The organism is Mycoplasma marinum (assembly GCF_004335975.1).
Lineage (GTDB): Bacteria > Bacillota_I > Bacilli_A > Mycoplasmatales > Metamycoplasmataceae > Mycoplasma_K > Mycoplasma_K marinum.
The window spans coordinates 55,439-80,011 of sequence record NZ_PSZO01000001.1; the positions used below are offsets into that span (position 1 = coordinate 55,439).

Here is a 24,573-nt window from a genome sequence, read left to right on the forward strand (position 1 = left end):
TTATAAACTCTAATTTATTAGTTTTATAAAGTGTTGCTTGGTAAATATTTAAAATGAAAGTTATTTCCGCTTTAGAGAAATGGCTATAACTTGTTCTTTTTTCACTCTTTTTCTGTTTTGTTTAATATGTTTATTTGCAATTTATTCTATTTGTTTGTAAGTTAAGTTTTGATAAACCCTTACACACCTCTTTTTAGCTTTTTATACTTATTAATAAATCTGTGGCTTATCCCCTTAGTTTTATTTTTTAATGATTGGTGGTACCCATCTTTTAATTTTATTCCTAAAAATTTATAAATTCAAAATACTCTTTTGGTATTTAAAAAGTTGTTTCATATACTTTAATTCACTTTATTCATTTCTCTTTTGTTTTGTGTTTTACATAAAAACTACACCTCTTTAATGAAGTGTAGTGTTATTTATCTTAGTTTATTTTTTTCATATTTAAAACATAAATTTTATTTTATTAATTATTTGTTTGTAATTGTTTTTCTAACTGAATCCATTGTTTCTCTTAACATTTTTGCAGATTTAGTAAATTGTGCTTTTTCTTCTTTATTTAAAGGAATTTCAAGAACATTATCAATACCTTCAGAACCAATTATTGCTGGTACACCGATATATAAATCTTTTTCTCCATATTCGCCTTCAAGTTTAGCAGAAATAGTACATACTTTTCTTGTATTTCTAAGTACTGAATCTGTTAATGATGCTAATGCTGAACCAATTCCGTAGAAAGTAGCTCTTTTTCTATTGATAATTTCGTAAGCTTTTTTTCAAACACTTTCATGAATTTTTGGAAGTTCTGCCTTGTCAACTTGTCCTGATTCAACATAATCCATAAATGGTTTACATCCAACCATCGCTGATGAAAATGCTGAAACAGCAGAATCACCATGTTCACCCATTACATAAGCTTCGATTGATTGAGGGGCAACATTAATTTTTAATGCTATCGCTTGTTGTAATCTAGCTGAGTCAAGTGCAGTACCTGAACCAATAACTTTTTTACTATCGAATCCTGTAACTTCTTGATAAACTTGTGTCATAACATCAACAGGGTTTGATGCAATGATTGTAATTCCAGAAAATCCTGATTTTTTAACGCTATTTGCAATGAAAGACATTATTTTAGCATTATCTGAAACCATTTCAATTCTTGTTTCACCAGGTTTTTGTGGTCTACCAGCTGTAATAACTAGCACATCCACATCTTTAAGATCTTCATATTCATACACCTCTGTTTGATAAGGGTAGAAGTTTGTTGGTGATGCATCTTCAAGGTCTAATTTATTACCCATTGCACCTTCTTTATTAATATCTATAATTCCATATTCTTCTGCAACTCCTCTATTCATTGCTGAATATAGAAATGATGTACCCACAGCTCCAGCACCGATTAAGGCAACTTTTCTTGTTTTAATTTTTAACATTTATTTCTCCTTGATTATTTATATGTTTTCTTCGTAATTTTTATTCTTAAATATTCCTCATTAATATTTTAATACTTATTCTATTTTTTTTAATGTTTAATTTGTTTTTTTTCTTTTTTAACTGGTGATTTTTTAGCAGGTAATGAAGGTTCATTAACCTTACCAAAAGACATCCATTTTTCTCATAACTCAATTCCGTATTTTTCCATGAAAATTTGCATTCCAAAGAAAATAAATATTCCAGCGAATTCTCCAAATGCATATGTAGGTACCATACTCATAGCATGATGTCCGCCTTTGAAAATATCATATATATATTGTGTAGCTAATAATCTAGCTGGATTCCAAACAACAGTTTCAAAATCCAACATCGCTGCAACACCAACACCTACAGCTAAAGCGATTATCATATCTTTAATAACTGGGTTTTTGATTGATTTATTAAAAATTGATCAAACTAAGATAAGCCCGCCCATTGCTTCTCCTAAGAATGCAATAGCGTGATGTCCAGCAGTTCCTTTTTTAATATAACCAAATATAGCTTTACCTTGATTTGTAAATGAAGCTCAACTACTATTGCTATTTCTTATAGCATCCAATGGATTACCTGAAATTGCATGTGCCATTTGTTGTGTTGCAACAATAACCATACCAGCAGCTAAACCACCAAGCATTTGTACCCCAATTTTAATAAGACCATATTTAAGTGAGTCTTCTTTTATTAACATTCTATATGTTGATACAAGTGGGTTTAAATCACATGATCATCTAGCAAATATTGCAAGACATAAGAATATATCTAATCAAAGCCAAAAACCAATTGCCAATCTAGATGGTTCGTGCCCTCCAGAAAGTAAAACCTCAAACTTAGTTCCTCCAAATGAAATCCCAAGCAAACCGATCATTCATGTTAGAAAAATAGTACCTAAAAACTCCGCTGAAAGTTTAACACCCCAAACTTTTTTTGAGTTTGGAATATATTTTTTTTCCTCAATTTCAGAGTTAAAATTTACTGATTTTGTCATTTTTTTCTCCTTTATTTTTTACACCTTAAATAATTTAAGTATTTATATTATAGCAAAAGATTTAATAATCATGTTTTATAAATATCTATATAACACACAAGGTAAATAATTGTGTATTATTTATGTATGGACTCATATAAAAAAATTAGAATTAAAGGTGGATTTAAAAACGATACTTTCAAGTTAATTGAAGGGGATAAACAAATATTTGTCAAGGTTAAAAAGTATGATAAATTCAATCATAAATTAAACTATAAAATTGTGACTAAATTTGATTTTGTTCCTACATTAATTTCTGAAAATAAAGAAGAAATAAAATGGGAATTCATTGAAACAGAAAAACTTGAACTAAACGATAAAAATTTAAGAAAAATGGCTACCATCCTTAAACAATTACATACTTCCAACATTGAATTACCAGCATCTAATCATAAGTCTAGACTTCAAGATTGTTTTAATGATTTAAAATTTAAAAAAACAAAACCAAAAGAGATTGAAGACTTTTATAAAATTGCTTTGGATATAGTTGATGAATTTGATACAAATACACCGCTTCATAATGATCCTTGAATGAATAATTTTATATTATCAAACAAGAAAATTTGACTAATTGACTGAGAATATGCAAGTTTAGGTGATAAACATTTTGATTTGGCATTTACAATTGATGGTTCTTACCTTGATAAAAATCAAGAAAAAGTATTTTTAGATGCCTATGGTAAATATGATAAAAATAAATTATTTAATGCAAAAATTTTAGTTAATTATCTAACCTTGGTTTGAATGCATAGATTTGATGAATTACCTTTTAGCGATAAAGCGATAATAGCTAATTTACATAAAAAAAGATAGACATATAAAAAAGTAAACTTAAAGTTTACTTTTTTATATGTCCAAACAATATATTCAAATAATTGAAGATAATGATTTTACAAATCTATATATTGATTATAAGATTAAAATAAATAATGCAATTAATTTTGACATTAATAATTACATTTATTGCTTATATTTTTAATTCAATGATACATTTTTTTATTAAAATTTATTTTATGACTGCAAAGCAGTTACTAAGATTGTATTGTATACATCATTAATTGTTGAACCCCTTGATAAATCATTTACTGGTTTATCCAATCCAGTTATTATAGGACCTATTGCTAGAAAATTACCTAATCTTTGAGCAATTTTATATCCGATATTACCGGCTTCCAAAGAAGGAAAAACAAAAACATTAGCTGAACCCTCAAAAGATTCTTTTTTATATTTCATTTTTCTTATATCGATATCTAATGCAGCATCAAATTGAATTTCTCCAATAGCTTTATTTTTATCCCCTGTTTTTTCATTAAATAAAATCGTTGCTTCTTGAACCATTGATGCTCTCGGATGCTTTGCAGATCCTAATGTTGAAAAAGATAAAAATGCTATCTTAGGTTCCATGTTGAGTTGTTTAGCAAAAGAAGAAGAGTTATTTGCTATATCTACCAATTGTTCTTTATTTGGTTCAGGAATAACAGAGATGTCAGTGAATAAATATGTTTCATCTTCTTTAGACATTACCATTGATGAAGAAATAGTTTTAACTCCTGCCTTTGGCCCTATAACTTTAAAGGCTGGTCTTAAGATTCCTGAAGTTGGATAACTAAGTCCTCCAACAACTCCATCAACTTCATTACTTTTAAGTAATAGCATAGCAAAATAGGGAGGTTCAAATATATTATTTTCTGCTTGTTCCCTTGTTTCTTTACCTTTTCTTACTTTTAAATATAATTCAATTAGTTCTTCTTTTTTAGATAAATAATCATCGATAATAATATATCTCAATGATGGTTCTTTAATATCTTCTTTACTTCTAACTAAAATAGAAACATTCACAAGACCTTGTTCTTGATGTTTCTTGGCAGCTTCAATACTTCTCGAATCTAAACCATCAATTAGCAAAATATGCTTTTTATTTTGATTGTTTTTTAAAATAGAAATCAGTTTGTTTTCAAATGACATTTTGTCTCCTTAATTGTAAATTTACTCTTAAATTATATAATCAATACATGGTTAAAAGACAAATATAATTATTTCTAATTAAAAAAATATTGTATTGCTTCAAATTTTAAGAAAAATTTTTAAATTTTATATTGAATAAACAATAATATTGCTAATTGTTTATTCAATATATTTAAAAAAACTCCTGCGGAATCAGGAGTTTTTCAAGACTTTTAAAGTCATTGTTTATTGCTTTAATTCTAACTCATCGCTAAGTTTAGCATAGTGACGAATAGACTTCCTACGCCATATCCAAGTGCAATAGATACAACTAAATATAAAGCTAGTCCAAAAGACTTATGAGTCTTTCTAACGACTTTTGTTCAATCAACTACAATTAGTATAAAACCAACTAAGAAAGTTGAGATTAAATAAATTAATATTTGAACTCATGCAGGTAGCATTATGACCTACCAACACTAATTCTATTAATTGCCTTTTGAAGTGACAATTTTAATTTCATAACTTCTGCAGCGTCTTTTTGAGATTTAAGAGCTTGTTCAGCTTTTTCTTTTTCACTTTCAGCACGTTTAAGGTCAATTTTCGCTTTTTCCTCAACTGCATCAGTAATAATAGTAACTGAAGTTTTATCTGCGTATAGCAGCCCACCGGCAATAGCACAATCCATATAATTGTCCTGCCCTTTTGTTCCGATGATTAAAGGTGAAATTTCTATCGAACCTACAATTGGAATTCTTCCTGGTTGTAAACCAATATATCCTTCTGTTGTTTTAACAGTGACTATTGATACTGGTTGATTATAGAAAATACCTTCAGGAGTAATTATCTTAAGATGTGTTCTGTTTTTATCTGCCATTTAATACCCCTTTATTATTTTTTAGCTTTCGCAATTGCTTCTTCTATTGAACCAACATATAGGAATGCTGATTCTGGAAGTTCATCATGTTTACCTTCAATAATTTCTTTAAATCCTCTAATTGTATCAGAAGGTTTAACGAATTTACCTTCAAGTCCAGAGAATTTCTCTGCAACGAAGAAAGGTTGAGATAAGAAGTTACGCACACGTCTAGCACGAGCAACAACTTTTTTATCTTCCTCTGATAATTCATCCATACCTAGAATAGCAATAATATCTTGCAATTCTTTAAATCTTTGTAGAATTTGTTGAACTGAACGAGCAGTATCATAGTGCTCTTGACCAACAACTTCAGGATCTAACATTCTTGATGCTGAATTTAAAGGATCAACCGCTGGATAAATACCAAGAGCGGCAATATTACGATCTAGAACTGTTTTAGCATCTAGGTGAGTAAATGTTGTAGCAGGAGCTGGATCTGTAAGGTCATCAGCAGGAACATAAACAGCCTGAACTGAAGTAATTGACCCTTTCTTAGTTGAAGTTATACGTTCTTGAAGAGCACCCATTTCTGTTGCTAGTGTTGGTTGGTAACCAACAGCAGAAGGCATACGACCAAGTAAGGCTGAAACTTCTGAACCAGCTTGTGTAAATCTAAAGATGTTATCAACAAATAGTAAAACATCTTGCCCGAATTCATCACGGAAATATTCCGCCATTGTTAAACCTGTTAAAGCAACACGCATACGTGCCCCGGGAGGTTCGTTCATTTGTCCAAAGACAAGCGCTGTTTTATTTAAAACACCAGCAGCTTTCATTTCGTAATAAAGATCATTACCTTCACGTGTTCTCTCACCAACACCTGCAAATACTGAAAGTCCACCATGTTGTGTAGCAATGTTATTGATAAGTTCTTGAACAAGAACTGTTTTACCAACACCAGCACCACCAAATAGACCAATTTTTCCACCTTTTGCATAAGGAACAAGAAGGTCAACAACCTTGATACCTGTTTCTAATACTTCAGCAGAAGTTCTTTGCTCTTCATATGAAGGAGCCTGACGGTGAATTGGTGAAATTATAGCATCTTTAGGAGCTTCTATTTCATCAATTGGTTCACCAAGAACGTTGAACATACGCCCTAATACCTCTTTACCAACAGGAACTGAAATTGGAGCACCTGTATCTTTAACTTCTAACCCTCTAACAAGACCTGTAGTTGCACCCATAGCGATTGTACGTACTGTATCATCACCAATATGTTGTGCTACTTCAACAACGAATTTTTCTTTACCTTTAACAATTACTAGAGCATTAAGAAGATTTGGTAATTTATCATTATCAAATCTAACATCGATTACGGGTCCAAGTACTTGAACCACTTTACCTGTATTTTTTATATTTTTCATAATGTCTCCTTTAATTATTGAGCTTCAGATCCACCAACAATTTCAGAAATTTCCTGTGTAATTGCTGCTTGTCTAGCTCTATTGTATTCAAGATCTAATTTTTTAATAAGTTCATTTGCATTATCTGTTGCGTTTTCCATTGCTGTTCTACGCGAAGACATTTCAGAAACTTTTGATTCAACCATTGAACCAAAAATCATAGCTGAAACATATAGAGGAATTGATTTTTTCAAAACAACTTCTGGTGATGGTTCGAATTCTGTAACGGCACTAATTCCGTTTGAAGAATTTTCTACTCCTTCTGGTTTCTCAATTGGTAGTAATTGAGTTGTTTTTGCTTCGAATGTTACTGAGTTAATAAATTTAGTGTGAATTAACTTAACTTTATTTATTTTCCCTGATAAGAATTGAGCAATTGCTTCTTGCCCAACACCTGATGCATAGTCATAATTTGGTTCATCACCAACTGATGAATATTCTTTAAAAGCTTGTTTACCAATTGCTTTTAAATGAGAAATACCTTTATTACCTAAAATAATTACTTTATCAGATTTTTTTCAATCTGCTTTTAACATTTTAAGCACGTTTGAGTTATAACCACCACAAAGACCTAAATCTGATGTGATAACTATATATAAAGTTGATTCCTCTGCATTTTGTGGAAATAATTTTTTAACATCTGAAACACTGTTCAATAGTTTTTGAAATGTTTCATATACTGCAGTGTAATATTCTTGAATTGACTCTAAGTTACTTTTAGCTTTTCTTAATTTAGCAGTTGCAACAAGTTGCATTGCTTTTGTGATCTTTTTAGTAGTCCCAATTGATTGGAGTCTACTTTTTGTTTCTTGTAATGAAGCCATTATTTCTTCTTAGTAGTTGTTTTCTTTTTTGTTGCTTTAGTAACTTTTTTTGTTGCGGGTTTTTTAGCTTTAGCTTTTTTTGCGGCAGCTTTTTTGGCTGGAGCTTTTTTTGCGGCAGCTTTTTTGGCTGGAGCTTTTTTGGCTGGAGCTTTATATTTACCTGGTTTTGCAACTTCTGGTAATTTATCGTTTTCTTTTTCGTTGTAGTTTGTTATTGTTGTAATGAATTTTTTAACAAATTCATGAATAATATATTTAATGTTGTCTTGTAATAGGTCATCGTAAGTTTTTGTTTCTGCTAAAACAGATTTTAAAGCTTTAGCGTCTTTATCTACATTAAAGAAACTAATAAGTTCTTCTTTAAATCTGATAATTTCTTTTGCAGGAATAGGATTTACTAATCTTTCTTTAACTGCTAAAAGAATAATTGATTGATCAATTTGATCAATTGGAGCATATTGCCCTTGTTTTAGTATTTCTAATACACGTCCACCATGATTTAAAATAGCTCTTGTTGACTCGTCAAGGTCTGAACCGAATTGAGCAAAAGCTGCCATTTCATTATATTGAGCTAATTCTAATTTTAAAGTACCAGATACTTGTTTCATAGCTTTAATTTGAGCTGTTGAACCAACACGAGAAACTGAAAATCCAGGATCCACAGCAGGTCTTTGCCCTGAGTTGAATAAGTCAGACATTGTAAATATTTGACCATCTGTAATTGAAATAACATTTGTAGGTATATAAGCTGAGATATCACCTGCTTGTGTTTCAATAATTGGTAAAGCAGTAATTGAACCACCACCATATTCCTTATTAACTCTAGCTGCACGCTCTAATAATTGAGAGTGTAAGTAGAATACATCACCAGGATAAGCTTCACGTCCAGGTGGTCTTCTAAGTAGTAGTGATAATGTTCTATATGCAACAGCATGTTTAGATAAGTCATCATATACTACTAAGACATCTTTCCCTTGTTCCATTCATTCTTCGGCAATTGTAACTCCTGAGTAAGGAGCAATATATTGTAAAGGTGCTAATTCTGAAGCAGTTGCAGTAACAATTGTTGTATACTCTAACGCTCCTGAAGCTTTAAGTTTTTCAACTATTTGTGCAACTGTTGAATTTTTTTGTCCAATAGCAACATAAACACAATTTACATTCTTACCTTTTTGGTTAATAATCGCATCAAGAGCAATAGCTGTTTTACCAGTTTGTCTATCCCCGATGATTAATTCACGTTGTCCTTTACCAATAGGAATCATTGAGTCAATTGCAACAATACCTGTTTCTAATGGTTGGTTAACTTCTTCACGAGACATAACCCCTGGAGCAATTCTAAAAATTTCCCTTTGATTTTTCTTCTCGATAGTTTTTCCACCATCTTGCGCTTGTCCAAGTGCATTAACTACACGTCCAAGTAATTGATCCCCTGTTGGAATTGAGATAACTTTCCCAGTTCTTTTAACAGTGTCACCTTCTTTAATATTTTGGTCTGAACCCATAAGTACGGCTCCGACTGCATCTTCTTCTAGATTAAGTGCCATTGCATAAACTCCGCCTTCAAACTCTAAAAGTTCTCCTAGCATTGCTTTATCAAGACCTGATACTAGAGCAATACCATCACCTACAGAAATTACTGTTCCAATTTCTGCAGTTTCAACTTTAGATCCGTATGACTTGATCTGTGACTTAATAACAGCACTAATGTCGCTTGCTTTTAAGGCCATATTATTGTACCTGCCCTTCTAATAATTGTTGTCTTAGTTTATTTATTTTTGTAGTTACAGAATTATCAAGAACTTGATCTTCTACTACTACCTTGATACCAGAAATTAATTCAATATCAATTTTGTTAGTTAATGTAACAGCAAACCCAAGTGTTTTTGAAGAAGTTTCTTCAATACCCTTAATTTGTTTTGCAGTTAATTTTTTTACAGAATATACAATTCCTTCATGAATGTCATTAATATCATTAATAAATGAAATCATTTTTTTGAGTGAAGGTATGATATATTTTGTCTTCTTTCTTTCTACTAAAAGTAAAATGAAATTTTCTAAAGACTGTTCTAATTTACCGCCGAAAGTTTCTTTGGCTAAGTCCAGTTTTTTCTTAGTTTCAATATTATATGAACTAAGGATTTCAACATATCCTGAATTCTTTGTTAACACATCAACGATAATTGTTGATTGTTCTTTGTATTCGCTAAGTTTCTTTTCTTCTTTTGCTATATCAAGTAATGCTAATGAATATCCGTTAATGTATTCTTGCATTATGCCTGTTTAATAAAGTCGTTAACAAGTTTTCTATTAACTTTGCTATCAACTTCTTTTTCAACTATTTTTGCAGCAGCAGCTAGAGCAACTTCAACTATTTCTTGTTTAGTTTCACGTTCTAATCTAACTTTTTCTGCTTCAATTTCTTGCTTAGCATCAGCTAGAATTTTTTTAGATTCTAATTTTGCACTTTCGTTAATTGCAGATTTTTTAAGTTCCGCAGCAATTTTAGCATCTGAGACTATTTTTGCAGACTCAACTCTTGCTTCAACTAATTCTTGATTAGCTTTTTCTCTATCATTTGTAGCTTCAACTTTTTGAGCATCAGCTGCATCGATATTATTTTGAATGTATGCTTGTCTATCAGCAACCATTTTCTTAACAGGTTTTCACACTAAGAGTGTAAGAACTATAAGAAGAATGGTAAATGCTAATACAGTAGCAACGATTGTTACTCATGATGGAAATAAAGCACTAAATTTATCATTTAAATCTTCAGATAAATTTGCACGTTGTTCCACTAAAGATGTAATCTTGTTCATTTTTTAGTAATTAGTAAACGAAGATTAAAAGAATTGAAATGATTAGCGCGTAGATAGCTGCAGATTCAGCGATAGCTGAACCAACAATCATCATTGTACGGATTTTTGCTTCTGCTTCTGGGTTTCTACCAACAGCTTCAGCGGCTCTACCAGCGGCAATACCTTGACCAGCACCAGCACCAGCTGCACCAACCATTGCAAGTCCTGCACCAACAGCAACTAGTCCATAAGCAAGTCCTGTACCTGTAGATATATTTGTGCTAGCATTTTTAACAATACTTGCGTTTTGTGTGATAAGTTCTATCATAATATTTCTCCTTTAAATTTATATTTTATTTATATATTAATTGTTTGTAAGCAATTTTAATTTGTTTGTGTTTTTAGCTTTCCTTTTTGTTTAGCAAATGCGATAACTTTTTCATCTTTAACTACTGGACGTTGTTCATCATTCTCTACTGTTTCTAGTGATCAATACACTGTAGTAAGAAGAGTGAAAACAAATCCTTGTATAATTCCGTCAAAAACATCAAAGTAGAAATGTAGAGGTGGTGCTATTAGTGAACCCAATAGATTGACCTCACCTAAATAAGGAATGTGTGATCACATTGCCCCTGTTAGGTGATATACAAGAAACATAATAGTTGACCCACCAATCATATTTCCGAATAAACGGAAAGAGATTGAAATAAGTGGTGTAAACTGTCCGATTATTTCAAGAGGATTTAAAAATTTCTTGAAGAATCTGTGTTTCTGATACATAATACCAACAACATATATTCCTATTCAAGTAACCATACCAAGTGTTAGGGGTACTGAATAAGATGTTGTAGGTGGTTCTAAACCTATTAGTCCAAATAAGTTACCTACCATTAAAAATGTTAATAGTGTGAAGATGTAAGGTGCTACAGGTTGTAGCTTGTTTTCTCCGGTAACAGATTTGAATAAGTTGTCAACTCCCATTACATATTGTTCTGCAACAAATGCGACACCTTTTGGTGCTTTGTTTGTTTGTGTTTTCTTTACTTTGCTATAAATGATTATTGCGATAACTATAAGAATAATAGTTACCAAAATTAGTGAAACAAGTTGTGGTTGTCATCATTTTCCAATGTTTTTAGCTATTTTATCCATTTTCACTCTCCTTTTGTTTCTTTTTAAAGAAACTAGGGATGTGAACAACAAATATACTTATAGCCACCATACTAATTCCCACTATAAATGTTATGAAATGAACTGGACTGAGTAGAGATTTAATTCCACCTTGTCCAAATCCATAACCTTGTGTAGAACTATCAATTGCAATGATAGCTAATACACATATGACGTATCAAGTCATTTGAAATGTTATTCTAGCAACTCCAAATAGAGATGCTATTTTTTTGCTACGCTTTTTAGAAAGCATTTTTTTTGCTGAGAAGGCATTAAACATGAATGATATAAAAGAAGCAAAAACCCCTATTACAAATCCAATTAAAAGAGTCCAGTTCCAAATAGCAATTACACCAAAAACAATTATCAATATTGAACTGATAATCGCTAAAGTGATTAGTATTTTTCTCATTAAAGAATCTTTTAGCACTTATACCTCCGGGTATATTTAGGAAGTCATTTTTAATTAAACAAAAACACTTGGGATTAACCCAAAGTTTTAACTTAATTTATATTACTTTGTAATACCCAATATAATTTTACTCCTTTTTGCATTATTTGGAAAAGAAAATTAGCATAAAAAAAATAGAAACTAATATTTAGTTACTATAGGAAAATCATTAATTAGTTTTTCAACTCTTTTTTTAAGCGATTCCATTATTTTTTGATCATTTGAGTCTTTTAATGCTGAGTGAATAATATCAGTGATTTCAACAAAATCTTTTTCTTTTAAACCCCTTGAAGTCATTGCGGGAGTCCCTAGTCTAATCCCTGATGTTACAAATGGAGATTCAGTATCGTTTGGGACCGTATTTTTATTGATTGTTATACCAAGTCCTTGAAGTATATTAGAGGCATCTTTACCAGTAATTCCGTAACCTTTTTTTACATCAACAGTGAATAAATGAGTGTCTGTTCCACCAGAAACAACTGGAGCGCCTAATTCAATAAATCTATTGGCAAATGCATCAGCATTTTTAATAATTTGTTCTTGATATTTTTTGAAAGAAGGTTTAAGCGCTTCTCCAAAAGCAATTGCTTTTCCAGCAATGGAATGCAATAATGGTCCCCCTTGATATCCTGGAAAAATTCATCTATTTATACTCTTTGCAACTTTTGGATCATTTGTAATTATTAACCCACCTCTTGCACCACGTAATGTTTTATGAGTAGTAGATGTTATAACATCAGCATATTCAACAGGTGATGGATGCAATCCAGCAACTATAAGACCAGCAATATGAGCAACATCAGCCATTAATTTCGCACCAACCGCATCAGCTATTTCCTTAAATTTTGAAAAGTCAATAGTTCTTGAATAGGCAGAAGCACCACAAATAATTAAATCAGGTTTTGTTTCTTTAGCAATTCTTAAAACTTCATCATAATCAATAAGACCATTATCATCTACACCATATGATACTGGATTATAAAAATTACCAGAGAAATTAATTTTGTAACCATGTGTTAAGTGTCCACCAGCATCAAGAGACATACCTAAAATAGTATCTCCTGGTTTAATTAAAGCGGCAATTGCAGCAGCATTAGCAGATGAACCTGAATGTGGTTGAACATTGGCAAATCCAACATTGAATAATTTTTTAATTCTTTCAATTGCAGCATTTTCTACTATATCAACAAATTCTGTTCCATCATAGTATCTTTTACCTGGATAACCTTCTGCATATTTATTTGTTAATACTGATCCAGTAGCTTTCATAACATCATCCGAAACATAATTTTCAGAGGCAATTAATTCAATATGATTTTGTTGCCTTTTAAATTCATTATTAATAGCCTCTTGTATTACTTTATCTTCTAATTCTATTTTTTTATACATTTTTTCTCCTAAATATTACTTTTTAAAAGTATTTAATTAAATTATAAAGGTAAATTACAAATACTTATTTAAAAAAAGGCAATAAAAAAATAACCTCTTTGAAAAGTTATTTTTTTTGAATTAATTAAGCACTCATTTGAGCTGCAACTTCTGCTGCAAAATCAGATTCTTGCTTTTCAATTCCTTCACCAACTTGGAATCTAGTCATAGCTAATGCTGTTGCATTTTGCCCTTTAAGATATTTAGAAACTGGCATTTTTTCCATTACGAATTCTTGGTCAACTAATGTTAAGTCAGAAAGAACTTTTCTTAGTTTTCCTTCAGCCATTTTTTCCTTAATATTTTCAGGTTTTTGAACATCTTTAAGTTCATCCATGATTTCAGCTTTAAATGCTTCAATTTTTTCTTGAGGCATTGAAGATGCATCAAGGAATTCTGGATTCATAGCTGCGACATGCATTGAAACATTTTTAGCTGCTTCTGCATTTCCACCTTCAATAGTAACTAATGAAGCAATTTGTCCGTTAGCATGTGTATAAGCTCCTACGAATTGATTTTCTAATTTAATAATTCTAGTTGCTCTACGGAATGAAATTTTCTCACCGATTGTAGTTGTAGCTTCCATACATAATTCTTCAACAGTTTTACCGTTGATAACTGCTTTAGCTGCTTCTGCATCGCTTGAGAAATCAATTGAAAGTAAACCTTCAGCAATTTCCTTAACTAATTTTTGGAATTGAGCATTTTTTGAAACAAAATCAGTTTCTGAATTAATTTCAATCATAACTGCTGCTTGATCATTTTGTGCTGTTGATACAAGACCTTCAGCAGAAATTCTATTAGCTTTTTTTGCTGCTTTAGCTGCTCCTCTTTCTTGTAATCATTCAATAGCTTTATCGATGTCACCATCTGTAGCTTCAAGAGCTTTTTTAGAATCTAAGATTCCTGCTCCAGTTCTTTGTCTAAGTTCTTTAACTTGTAGTGCTGTAACTGCCATTTTATCTCCTTACGCTTTCAAAGCTTCAATAAGCTCTGCTTTTTTTAGTGTTGAGTAACCTTTAAGTTTTTTAGCTTTTGCCATTTCTCTTAATTCTGCAACTGTATGTGATGATAAGTCTTTTGATTCTTCTTTAACTTCTTTTTTAACTTCTTCTTTTTTAGGTTCTTCTCTTCTTGTGTTTGTTCTTTCATTTCTATTGAAAGGTCTTCTATTATCATTGAATCTTCTTGGACCTCTATTGAAAGTTCTTTCTTTTCTTGGTTCTTCTGGTAAAACAATTTCTTCATCTGATTTAAATGCAAATAATTCTGTTCCACCTTTAGCTGAAGCAATAGCATCTGCTAAAATTGTAAGAATAAGTGTGATTGATTTTGCTGAATCATCGTTTGCGGGGATAGCGATGTCAACTAATGAAGGATCACAGTTAGTATCTGTTATACCAACAATTTTCATTCCTAATCTTCTTGCTTCTTTAACAGCATTTAGGTCATGTTGAGGGTCAACCACGATCATAACGTGAGGTCTACCTTTCATGTTTCTAATACCGTTTAAGTTTCTTTGTAATTTTTCTAATTCTTTAGTAAATAATACACCTTCTTTTTTAGTGTAACCTACGTAACCAGCTTCTTGTAATCTTTCAAGTTCTTGCATTCTTCTAACTCTTTGGAAGATTGTTCTATTATTAGTTAAGATACCACCTAATCATCTTTCTGATACATATGATTGTCTAACTCTTAAAGCATTTTCTTTAACTGCTTTTTTAGATTGTTTTCTTGTACCAACAAAGATAAATGATGCATCTCTTGATGCAAATTTGCTAATAATTTGGTAAGCAAATTCTAAAGTTCTTTGTGTTTGTTGAATATCAATAATATGAGTACCTTTTTTAGCCATATGGATATAAGGTTTCATTTTTGGGTTTCATTGAGCTGTTCTGTGACCGAAGTATGTTCCAGCTTCAAGAAGTTTTTGTTTAGAAACAATTTCTTTTTTTGCTTCTTTTTGTACGTTTTCTGACATATTTGTCTCCTTAATGTTTGTTGTTCTGCCCATAGATTCTAACGCTAAGCACTTTTCTCAAGCACACCCTAGCGAATCCTCTGTGGTGATTGATGAATTTTCCAATGAGGAATAATTCTTATAAATTTTACCATATTTCTTCATTAAATGCAAATTTTAGACTAATTAAATTTTTGAATATTTTTACCCTAAAATAAGAAAATGGCATAAAAAAACATCCGTATGGATGATATGGTGGAACGTGAGGGGCTCGAACCCACGACCCTCGCCTTGTAAGGGCGATGCTCTCCCAACTGAGCTAACATTCCGCTTAAATATTATACACTATTTAACATAACTCAATAATAAAAAAGAATAAAAAAAACATCCTTTATTGGGATGATATGGTGCGCGGAGAGGGACTTGAACCCTCACACTGTAAAGTACTAGTGCCTAAAACTAGCGCGTCTGCCAATTCCGCCACCCGCGCAGGGTTTAGGTTAATTTGGTGTCGTTAATTAGACATATGGTACGCCCTAGAAGATTCGAACTTCTGACCCAATGGTTAAAAGCCATTTGCTCTACCAACTGAGCTAAGGGCGCGTATGGTGCTGGTTATAGGAGTCGAACCTACGACCTACGGTTTACAAGACCGTTGCTCTACCAGCTGAGCTAAACCAGCATATGGTGGAACGTGAGGGGCTCGAACCCACGACCCTCGCCTTGTAAGGGCGATGCTCTCCCAACTGAGCTAACGTTCCAAAATGGTGACCCGTACGGGACTCGAACCCGTGAATGCATGGATGAAAACCATGTGTGTTAACCGCTTCACCAACGGGCCATTGGCGCCGATTACAAGATTTGAACTTGTGACCAACTGGTTAACAGCCAGCTGCTCTACCACTGAGCTAAATCGGCAACATTGATGAATGTGCTTAATTATTATAAGTGAAAAAATGCAACTTGCACCAATTATTTTATTTTTTTTCATAAATTTATCGAAAAGTCCCATTTAATAAGGTTTAAAGAGCGTTAAAAATAAAAATACTCAAGCGAAGCAGGAGTATTTTTATCCAATAGTTACATCTTCTTCTACATATTTATAGTGTCTTGATCTTTGTTTCTTAGAACCAAAAGCAAATATTGTTGAAGAAACACCTAATTGACCAATAAACATTATAATAACTAATAATATTTTTGTTGCGTTGTTTAATTGTGAAGTAAGTCCAGTCGAAAGACCAGTAGTACCGAAGGCAGAAGAAACTTCAAAGAATAAATCTATAAAATCATAACTAGGCGTTCTTTGATTATCATAATTAGCACCAAATTTAATATGCCCACCATGGGTGTTAAATGATGTTGTAGCTATTAATGTGGCTACAATTACTAAAAATACAGATATTGTGGTTACAACATATGCATTCCATACTGTGTCTCTATTAAGTCTTCTTTTAAATACACGTGCAGATGATTTTCCACGTATTTTTGTTCAAAACCCAATTACAACAATCGCGAAAGTAGTTGTTCTAATACCACCAGCCGTTGAAGAAGGTGCAGAACCAATAAACATCATAACTGAGTGGACAACTAATGTTGCTGAAGTAAAGTGATGTAAATTAATTGTTCCAAATCCAGCATTACGTGTAGATAATGTATTAAATATTAGAGCCATAGTTTTATTACTTGTTGTCATAACTTGACCTTCACCTATTCCCTGACCATCAAATAATAATTCAGTGGAACTCCAAAATGAAGGATTGTTCACTGTGGATTTAGCCGTAGTTTCTATCCCAAAAGTTATTGCAATACCGATAATAGATATTAAGAAGTAAGTAATACAAGATATCTTTGTAAATAAAGAGAATTTGAATTTTTTACCCTCTCTTTTATATTTAAAGAATTGTCATACATCATATATAACAGGATAACCAATTCCACCAAAAACAAATAAGACGATAAATATTATTTGAACAAAGTAATCTGAAAAGTAAGGTGCAATTGAATGGCCACCCATAATATCAAATCCAGCATTATTAATTGCCGATATTGAATGGAAAACACCATATCTTATTGAAAGGTCTCAATTCCCATGTGGATTCATACCCATATTAGCACCTGGCCCACCAACTCAAAAAGTATTTGAAAAGTAGAAATATATAGATAATATCAATCCAGCTATTGTCATCATTGTAAAAATAGCGATAACTGAAACTTTAATTAATTGTCTTGTCTCACCAATCCTAACGTTACCCCTTTCAGCAGAAAGAGCTGTACGAGATGTAAGTGATATTGGTTTTCCAAATAATATATTGAAGAAAAATATTTTAAGTGCAAATCATCCAATACCACCAAATAAAATTAAGATGGATATTGTAGCTTGGCCAAATATAGTTCATGTTGTAGAAGTTTGCATCGTAACAAGACCTGTATCTGAAAAGGCAGAAGCAGATGTAAATAGTGCATCAATATATTTAATTGGAACCTTATGTGAAAATGGAAGCATTAATACAGCAGAACCAATAAATGTAATAAATAAATAAAATATCAATATATGTTTAAGGATTGATAAACTTTTTATTCTATATATCAATTTTTTAAATCATTGTCCATCATATGACTTTTGAGACAAATTTTTACTATTTGTTTTTTTAGTGTTTTTGTTTTTATTTTTAAAAAGCATATATAAATTATAGTAAAAAAATAAATATCACCTATAATATAATTAATAAATATTTAACATCACATTTAAATAAGGAGATGAAAAATGGCTAAAAAAGGAAATACTAAAGATATTGCCGTTATTGGTACAGGGCGTTTTGGAACTTCGGTTGTTGAACAATTAGTAAGCATGAATAGATATGTTATGGCAATTGATAATGATGAAAAAAATCTAACACAAGTGTCTAGAATCGCCAACTCTGTAGCGATTGCTGATGGTGCAGACATTGAAGGACTAAAAGGATTGGGTCTTGAAACATTTGAAACAGTTATTGTAGGAGTTTCAAATAATATAGAAATTATTGCTGCATTATTAGAAATTGGAGTTAAGCACGTTATTGCAAAAGCAAGATCAATTAGACATGAACGTGTTTTAAGACAAATTGGTGTAGACATTATTGTTAGACCAGAAGCTGAATCAGGTATACGTACAGCTATAATCGCAACAAATTCTTCTTTCATTAAATATGCAGAAGGGCTTCAAGAGGTTGGTGATGGTTATGCAATCGGTACAACAATAATTAAAAATGCAGGTTGATTTGAACGCGCACTTAAAAATATGAACTTTGTAAAAATGGGTGTATCTATTGTTTCAATTAATAGAAATTCTAAAGTTATACTTCCTCATGGTAGTTTAATGCTTAAAGAAAATGATAAATTAACTATAATTGGTAAAATTCATAATATTACTAAAGTATTTGAAGAAGCCAACGGATTTAAAGGTACAACAGAAATTAAGATTTCAAAATACAAAAAAACAAAAAAAGCAACTGCAGAAAAAACTGAAAAAAAATCTACACTTAAAGAAAAATAAGCTTTGTAATTTACAAATTCGTTAGCATATGCTAGCGTTTTTTAAATGCATTCTTTTTTTATAACAAAAATACTTATGTTAAATATATTCATTAAATTAAACATCATTCAAAACAAGGTGGTATTTTTATTAGTAATTTTTCATTCATTCTTACAAAACATAATAAATTAGCCTTCGATGCATTAGTTGGATTAAAATAAAAAGTATCACACCTCACTTCAATTAAGGAACATAATATTTAAATATGAATAAAATAACAAAATTCCTTGTATAAATATTTACTTAGTTATACACTTAGTAAAATTTGAAATTAGAATGCACTAGTTTTAATGCCGAAAAGTATATTAAATTATATGCAAATCCCAATATAAGAAAGGCAGCATTAAAAAAACACTAATAGAATTTAGTGTTATAAATTTAATATGTAATTTTTAATAATAACTTTTCTTATTTAGTTATTATATAAGAACCTTTATTTCCATTTCTATGGTGTCATCTAAAACCCGATCTATAAAGTTCGTCCTCCAATACAGCTTTTAATCTACCGCTGCCAAACCCAGTAATGATTTCAATTTCATCGTCATAATTTTGTTCAAAAGAATAAAGAGCCATTTGAATCTTACCAATAGCTTCGCTTTCTGTTAATCCATGTAAATCTAATTTTCTCATAAATTAATTATATTAAAAAAAGCATAAAATTATGCTAATTTAATACCTTTGTTACGCACTATTTCAAAATAGTCCTTACCAATTTTACGTTTTAAGTTTTGTATTATTTGTTGAACAACGCGTGTTGGATCATTATCATCGTGTTTTCAAACAGTTTTATATATATATTGTCTTTGTACAAATTCATCTGGATCAGATTCTACTAATACTTTTAAAACTTGAAATTCTTTTTTAGAAAGTTCAATGTTTTTATCATTTAAAACACATTCATTATTAATTTTATCAACGATAAGTCCTCTATGGAGAACAACATTGTCGTTAGAGTGAGTTTCTCACCTACGTCTTAATAAGGCAATTGTTTTTCATTTCATATATTCTGCTTCAGCTTCAAAGTAAATAATATCATCAGCACCTGCTTTTAAGAATTCATAAGTTCTATCAGGGAAAAATTTATTGTGGAATCAAATATTTTTAAAATAAGGATTGAATTTTCTAATTTCATTTAAAAATTCTCAGTTTACACTGCTTCTTTTAATATCATTATCAATGAAAATAAAATCAACTCTTTTGCCAATTAATTCAGATACCTTTTTCTCTTCAATATAAAATACTTTCATATTAAAATATGCGGCTCAAATTTCTGATAATTCATTATATTCTTTTCTTTTTACGTCTGTAACAAAGTAAATTTGTAGTGTGTTTCTTAATGTCATAAAATAATTATATTAAAAAAACATAACATTTGCAATCTAAATTTGCATACATCATTATGTTTTACTTATGTTTTTCCTTTAATTTTCTAATTATAGTTGAGGAAATATTACTCATATCATCATCAGCAAAAATCAAAATAGTTTCTATTTCAGAAGCTAATTTTTTATTAACGGATGCTAAAAATTGCTCATATTCCACTTCTTTTATAGTTCTAAGACCTCTTATGATATATGAAGCATTATACTTTCTTGCTACATTAATTGTAAGATCTGAATCAGTGATAATTTTTACATTAGGCAAGAAAGTTTCCACTATTTTTTTTCTTTCTAAAAAACTTTTTTGTTTGGTTTTTTCTTCATTATTGGTTATATAGATAAAAACTTCATCAAATAATTTTCGCGCTTTTAAGTAAATTGATTTATGTCCCTCATGAAATGGATCGAAAGATCCTGGGAAGATAGCTATTTTCATAATTAAATTATACAAAAACTTTAGAGATAAAAAAATAATCCATTGGATTATCCTTTAATTGCTGAACCCTGTCTTGAGATAGCTCTCATTATTCTACCTCTCATAACGAAGTAGGTAATAAACATTGGTAGAATTGCCAATATAGCAGCAGCCATACGAACATTGGCAAGAATCCTTGTATCTGTTCCCGTTTTTGGGAATCCTGTTGTAAATACTCAAGTATTAATAACTTGATCTTCTTGTCCTGCAAGTAGTAAAGAAGGTCATAGATATGAGTTTCAAGCAGCAAACGCTGTTAAAATACCCACAGTTCATATTGTTGGTGAAATCATTGGTACAGCTACTTTTCAAAAGTATTTTGCACCATTTGCACCATCAACTAAAGATGCTTCCTTAATTCTGCTAGGAATAGCTAAGAATGCATTTCTAAACATAATCGCAGAAAATACAGAAGCGGCAAATGGAACAACAAGTGCTAAAATAACCTGTTTCCCATAATCCCATCCAAAATCTACCATTATTTTTAATTGCCCTGTTAAAAGTGCAACTTCAGGTAACATCATTAATGATAAGAATAATAACCACAGAATCTTCTTACCTCTTCATTTGGGAAGTGAAAATGCATATCCTGCAAGCATGGTAACAAATAATTTGATAACAATAGAAAGTGTTGTTACTGCTAGTGTAAACCAAACAGCTTTTCAATATCCACTTTCAAATGCTCTTCCAAAGTTTTCTCACATCGGTTTTTTAGGTGCAAGATGAACATGTAGCGTATCCGCAACTTCGGTATCTGACATTAATGCATAAGAAAGCATGTAATAGAATGGGAATAATACAATTGCACCAAAAAATGCAATGATAATTCATTTAACCAACATACCTAAAATAACGGATGTGATTGATTGATGACCAGCCATAGCCGAAGTTTTCTCAGCCTTTTTAGATAAATTTAATTTATTAATAATTATTTTAAGCTTTAATTTTATTCGAAACATTTCTCTCACCTGCTTTCAAACATAGTTTTACAATTATATTCATACCCTGTTTTACAATCGCAGAGAACACAATAGAAATAGCAACAAGAAGAACAGAAGCTGCTCCAGCCATATATGGTTCACCAATTTTAACTAAGTTATATACATAAAGCATCAATGTAGAACCACCATATGTCATAGCATCAGTTGGATTGTTTTGGAACAATGCTAATGGGAATACTTTTAATGCACCAATAATAGCCATAGTTATTATGAAGTTTGTAGTCCTATTTATTGCAGGTAAAGTAATTCTAAAAAGTTGTTTTATTGGACCTGCACCATCAATAGAAGCTGCTTTGTATAAAGTTTTATCAACTGTAAGCATAGCAGTTGTAAATATCAATATTTGGAAAGCCAATCCTCTTCAAATACCATAAATAATCATTGCTTTCATAGCACTATTACCTTGTGGATCTGTTAGTCAAGGAATTTTTTTGCCAATTATGACATTTATAAGACCTCTATCAAAGTCAAACAAATAAGCAAATGCTATGGAAATAGCAACTGCTGAAGTTACATATGGTAAAAAGAATAATGTTTGTATTATTCCCCTTGTTTTTTTACCAGATATATGAGCAATAGATGCTGAAATAATAATAGAAGCAAATATTGTTGTAGGCACAGCAAATGCTGCATAACCCATAGAGTTCTTTATTGCTTTAATAAAGTTAGGATCAGCAAAAATATCCGTAAAGTTTTTAGTACCGAATGTTAAAACACTTAAGTCATGTTTATCAGGTGCAAATAGAAACCCATTTTGGACAGCAAATATGAAGGGTACAATTATGAAAGATATAACTATTGCTAATGCTGGTGATAATAGTAAAAACGCTTTTCAAAATGGCGTTCTCTTATTAACAAAAGACAGGTCGTTAGCTCTTGTTTTTGATCCTTTTTTAATTATTCAAGTTCAGAACATTAGTTTATACGCTTCCCTTCTAAGTTAAATATGTGAATATCTTTCTCTGATAAGCTTAACTTAATTACTTCATCAATTTTGTATTCAGATTTCTTTCTTAAAAATACTTTTGCTTCTCCGTGTTTTTCAAACTCAACAGAAGCTAAAACTTCTCTCCCTAAGTACTCAACATGTTTAATAGTTGCTTTCATTCCACCTCTTTCAACTTCTTGAAAGTGTTCCGCTCTCATACCAACTCTTATATTTTGTTTAGTCTTTCCTTTAATGGTTGCAACTTGAGTAGTACCAACTTTAACAATCCCCTTTAATGCTTCTGCATCAAATAATTTCATTTCAGGCATTCCAAGAAATTTTGCAACAAAATCATTTTTTGGTTTTCCATAAAGTTCCATTGGAGTTCCAACTTGTTGAACCAATCCTTCAGACATACAAACAACCTTATCTGAAATGGACATAGCTTCTTCTTGATCATGAGTAACAAAGATTGTAGTCATGCCAAGTTCTCTAACTATTTTTTTAATTCACTCTCTTGTTGAAATACGTAATTTAGCATCAAGGTTAGAAAGTGGTTCATCCATTAATAAAACTCTAGGTTTTTTAACAATAGCTCTTGCAATAGCAACACGCTGTTGTTGACCACCTGAAAGTTTTGTTGGTCTTTTTTTCAAATTTTTAACAATATCAACTTTTTCAGAAACATCCATTACTGATTTATGAACCGCTTGCTTAAATGAAAGTATATTGGATTTAATTTGTTCAATTTTTTCCTCTTGTTCTTTAGAAAGACTTGCAGAATTTCCAAATTCATTTTTTAAATCATTTAATAATTGCTTATATTGCTTTTCTGCAAGAGTAGGTAATTTTCAACGATTCTTTTTAGCTTCAGCAATTAATGCTTTGTCTTCTTTAGAAGTTTTAGCAGCCTTTTGTTTTGCAATTTCATATTGTTTTTTAGTTTCTTCTAATTCTCTAGCAGTTTCAATTTTTATTTGTTCCATTTTTTCTTTATGAACACTTTTTAACTTTTCAATTTTTTGTTTTGCTTCTTCACTTGTAATAGTTTTTGATTTTTTTTCTAAATCTATTACGTTAATATGTTTTAAAATTTCCTTATTAAGAAGAGATTTTTTTCCTTGTTCATGAGAAGATACTAAACCAACATTCTTTTTAGCTTCTTTAACTTCTTTTAAGTAATTAGTTCTTAATTGTTGAAGATATAATTTAGTTTCTTGAGCAACAATAAAACGTCTTTGAGAAGCCTCAATTAATTTATCTTCTTTCTCTTTTGTAAGTCCATTAGCTTTTAAAATTATCAATTCAATTTTCAGCTTATTTTTTTTATTATTTTTAATTAGTTTATCTTTTCAATTTTTATCGTTGTACAAAGGGAAAGCTATATTTTTATAAACTGACATATGAGGATAAAGAGCGTAGTTTTGAAAAACTAACCCTAATTTTCTTCTTTGAGGAGAAAGTTTGGTAACATTTCTACCAGAAAAATTAATATCACCAGACGTTGGTGTCAACAATCCTGCTATTGCATTCAATGTTGTTGTCTTACCACAACCAGAAGGGCCTAATAAAGTAACCAATTCACCCTCATTAATTTTAAAGTTTATTTTATTTACAGCTACAGTTTCACCAAAATCAATAACCAAATCTTTGATTTCAATTGCGGGTGCAGATTTATTCATCTCTTTATTTTTTAAACCAAACTTAGTAACAACTTCAATTGTGTTATCTTCAATAATTCTTTTAGAATTTTCAGACATTTATTTCTCCTTAGATATTTCTAATTTTTATTTTATATTTTACTATATATATTTTACTATAA

General features: G+C 30.7%; 25 protein-coding genes and 7 tRNA genes. 2 read left to right on the plus strand and 30 right to left on the minus strand.

All coding sequences use genetic code 4. The features are described 5' to 3' along the window. Positions 1-470: 470 nt before the first annotated feature. The gene (locus C4B24_RS00225; protein WP_131598229.1) at positions 471-1,433 is read right to left on the minus strand and encodes an L-lactate dehydrogenase; all 963 of its coding nucleotides are present in this window, start codon (positions 1,431-1,433) and stop codon (positions 471-473) included. A gap of 89 nt (positions 1,434-1,522) precedes the next feature. Further along, positions 1,523-2,458: an aquaporin gene (locus C4B24_RS00230; RefSeq protein WP_131598230.1), complete on the minus strand. Its 936-nt coding sequence runs from the start codon at positions 2,456-2,458 to the stop codon at positions 1,523-1,525. A 126-nt stretch (positions 2,459-2,584) separates the two neighbouring features. On the opposite strand from C4B24_RS00230, the gene C4B24_RS00235 reads away from it, so the two are divergent. Beyond that, the gene (locus tag C4B24_RS00235; RefSeq protein WP_131598231.1) at positions 2,585-3,310 is read left to right on the plus strand and encodes a phosphotransferase; all 726 of its coding nucleotides are present in this window, start codon (positions 2,585-2,587) and stop codon (positions 3,308-3,310) included. Between the two features lie 198 nt (positions 3,311-3,508). Here the strand turns inward: C4B24_RS00235 and C4B24_RS00240 are convergent, their stop codons facing one another. From C4B24_RS00240 to C4B24_RS00345, 22 genes are all read right to left on the minus strand, one after another. Next, positions 3,509-4,462 (minus strand): phosphate acetyltransferase, encoded by a 954-nt coding sequence (locus C4B24_RS00240; protein WP_131598232.1) that lies wholly within the window; start codon positions 4,460-4,462, stop codon positions 3,509-3,511. 239 nt (positions 4,463-4,701) lie between these two features. After that, a complete protein-coding gene (locus C4B24_RS00245) occupies positions 4,702-4,905 on the minus strand; it encodes a DUF1146 family protein (RefSeq protein ID WP_131598233.1) in 204 nt (67 codons plus the stop codon). Then, the gene (gene atpC, locus C4B24_RS00250; RefSeq protein WP_131598234.1) at positions 4,905-5,318 is read right to left on the minus strand and encodes an ATP synthase F1 subunit epsilon; all 414 of its coding nucleotides are present in this window, start codon (positions 5,316-5,318) and stop codon (positions 4,905-4,907) included. Before atpC ends, C4B24_RS00245 begins: the two co-directional genes overlap by 1 nt. 14 nt (positions 5,319-5,332) lie before the next feature. Further along, on the minus strand, positions 5,333-6,727 hold the full coding sequence (gene atpD / locus C4B24_RS00255) for a F0F1 ATP synthase subunit beta (RefSeq protein WP_131598235.1): 1,395 nt from the start codon (positions 6,725-6,727) through the stop codon (positions 5,333-5,335). Positions 6,728-6,741: 14 nt separating this feature from the next. Beyond that, positions 6,742-7,590 (minus strand): ATP synthase F1 subunit gamma, encoded by an 849-nt coding sequence (gene atpG, locus C4B24_RS00260; RefSeq protein WP_131598236.1) that lies wholly within the window; start codon positions 7,588-7,590, stop codon positions 6,742-6,744. Further along, positions 7,590-9,320 carry a F0F1 ATP synthase subunit alpha gene (atpA, locus tag C4B24_RS00265; RefSeq protein ID WP_131598237.1) on the minus strand — a complete coding sequence of 577 codons (1,731 nt, stop codon included), beginning with the start codon at positions 9,318-9,320 and terminating at the stop codon, positions 7,590-7,592. The genes atpG and atpA overlap by 1 nt, the downstream gene beginning before the upstream one ends. A gap of 1 nt (position 9,321) precedes the next feature. Continuing rightward, positions 9,322-9,864, minus strand: a complete 543-nt coding sequence (locus tag C4B24_RS00270) for a F0F1 ATP synthase subunit delta (RefSeq protein WP_131598238.1) — start codon at positions 9,862-9,864, stop codon at positions 9,322-9,324. Further along, positions 9,864-10,409 (minus strand): F0F1 ATP synthase subunit B, encoded by a 546-nt coding sequence (gene atpF, locus C4B24_RS00275; protein WP_131598239.1) that lies wholly within the window; start codon positions 10,407-10,409, stop codon positions 9,864-9,866. Before atpF ends, C4B24_RS00270 begins: the two co-directional genes overlap by 1 nt. 10 nt (positions 10,410-10,419) lie before the next feature. Next, on the minus strand, positions 10,420-10,716 hold the full coding sequence (gene atpE, locus C4B24_RS05190) for an ATP synthase F0 subunit C (RefSeq protein ID WP_131598240.1): 297 nt from the start codon (positions 10,714-10,716) through the stop codon (positions 10,420-10,422). Between the two features lie 56 nt (positions 10,717-10,772). Then, positions 10,773-11,540 (minus strand): F0F1 ATP synthase subunit A, encoded by a 768-nt coding sequence (locus C4B24_RS00285; protein ID WP_131598241.1) that lies wholly within the window; start codon positions 11,538-11,540, stop codon positions 10,773-10,775. Continuing rightward, positions 11,533-11,988, minus strand: coding sequence for a hypothetical protein (locus tag C4B24_RS00290; protein WP_131598242.1), 456 nt, complete (start codon positions 11,986-11,988; stop codon positions 11,533-11,535). The genes C4B24_RS00285 and C4B24_RS00290 overlap by 8 nt, the downstream gene beginning before the upstream one ends. 162 nt (positions 11,989-12,150) lie before the next feature. After that, a complete protein-coding gene (gene glyA / locus C4B24_RS00295; protein WP_131598243.1) occupies positions 12,151-13,398 on the minus strand; it encodes a serine hydroxymethyltransferase in 1,248 nt (415 codons plus the stop codon). A gap of 124 nt (positions 13,399-13,522) precedes the next feature. Next, complete coding sequence (gene tsf, locus C4B24_RS00300) at positions 13,523-14,395, minus strand: translation elongation factor Ts (protein ID WP_131598244.1); 873 nt, start codon at positions 14,393-14,395, stop codon at positions 13,523-13,525. A 9-nt stretch (positions 14,396-14,404) separates the two neighbouring features. Continuing rightward, positions 14,405-15,418: a 30S ribosomal protein S2 gene (rpsB, locus tag C4B24_RS00305; protein WP_168388298.1), complete on the minus strand. Its 1,014-nt coding sequence runs from the start codon at positions 15,416-15,418 to the stop codon at positions 14,405-14,407. Between the two features lie 232 nt (positions 15,419-15,650). Beyond that, positions 15,651-15,726, minus strand: a tRNA-Val gene (locus C4B24_RS00310). Positions 15,727-15,802: 76 nt separating this feature from the next. Next, positions 15,803-15,887 (minus strand) — tRNA-Leu (locus C4B24_RS00315). Between the two features lie 37 nt (positions 15,888-15,924). Continuing rightward, positions 15,925-16,000: transfer RNA gene (locus C4B24_RS00320), tRNA-Lys, on the minus strand. Between the two features lie 3 nt (positions 16,001-16,003). Then, positions 16,004-16,079 (minus strand) — tRNA-Thr (locus C4B24_RS00325). 3 nt (positions 16,080-16,082) lie between these two features. Then, positions 16,083-16,158 (minus strand) — tRNA-Val (locus C4B24_RS00330). Positions 16,159-16,162: 4 nt separating this feature from the next. Next, positions 16,163-16,238 (minus strand) — tRNA-Glu (locus C4B24_RS00335). Positions 16,239-16,240: 2 nt separating this feature from the next. Then, positions 16,241-16,315: transfer RNA gene (locus C4B24_RS00340), tRNA-Asn, on the minus strand. A 151-nt stretch (positions 16,316-16,466) separates the two neighbouring features. Further along, positions 16,467-18,077: a TrkH family potassium uptake protein gene (locus C4B24_RS00345; RefSeq protein WP_131598245.1), complete on the minus strand. Its 1,611-nt coding sequence runs from the start codon at positions 18,075-18,077 to the stop codon at positions 16,467-16,469. Between the two features lie 84 nt (positions 18,078-18,161). Here C4B24_RS00345 and C4B24_RS00350 point away from each other — a divergent pair, with 84 nt between their 5' ends. After that, a complete protein-coding gene (locus tag C4B24_RS00350) occupies positions 18,162-18,929 on the plus strand; it encodes a potassium channel family protein (protein ID WP_131598246.1) in 768 nt (255 codons plus the stop codon). A gap of 447 nt (positions 18,930-19,376) precedes the next feature. On the opposite strand, the gene C4B24_RS00355 is transcribed toward C4B24_RS00350, so the two are convergent. From C4B24_RS00355 to C4B24_RS00380, 6 genes are all read right to left on the minus strand, one after another. Continuing rightward, on the minus strand, positions 19,377-19,598 hold the full coding sequence (locus tag C4B24_RS00355) for a Smr/MutS family protein (protein ID WP_131598247.1): 222 nt from the start codon (positions 19,596-19,598) through the stop codon (positions 19,377-19,379). A gap of 29 nt (positions 19,599-19,627) precedes the next feature. Beyond that, on the minus strand, positions 19,628-20,311 hold the full coding sequence (locus C4B24_RS00360) for a winged helix-turn-helix domain-containing protein (RefSeq protein WP_131598248.1): 684 nt from the start codon (positions 20,309-20,311) through the stop codon (positions 19,628-19,630). A gap of 61 nt (positions 20,312-20,372) precedes the next feature. Continuing rightward, positions 20,373-20,783: a pantetheine-phosphate adenylyltransferase gene (gene coaD, locus C4B24_RS00365; protein ID WP_131598249.1), complete on the minus strand. Its 411-nt coding sequence runs from the start codon at positions 20,781-20,783 to the stop codon at positions 20,373-20,375. A gap of 47 nt (positions 20,784-20,830) precedes the next feature. Further along, positions 20,831-21,781 (minus strand): carbohydrate ABC transporter permease, encoded by a 951-nt coding sequence (locus C4B24_RS00370; protein ID WP_131598250.1) that lies wholly within the window; start codon positions 21,779-21,781, stop codon positions 20,831-20,833. Then, positions 21,756-22,739, minus strand: a complete 984-nt coding sequence (locus C4B24_RS00375) for a carbohydrate ABC transporter permease (RefSeq protein WP_131598251.1) — start codon at positions 22,737-22,739, stop codon at positions 21,756-21,758. The genes C4B24_RS00370 and C4B24_RS00375 overlap by 26 nt, the downstream gene beginning before the upstream one ends. Then, positions 22,739-24,511, minus strand: a complete 1,773-nt coding sequence (locus tag C4B24_RS00380; RefSeq protein ID WP_131598252.1) for an ABC transporter ATP-binding protein — start codon at positions 24,509-24,511, stop codon at positions 22,739-22,741. Before C4B24_RS00380 ends, C4B24_RS00375 begins: the two co-directional genes overlap by 1 nt. Positions 24,512-24,573 lie beyond the last annotated feature (62 nt).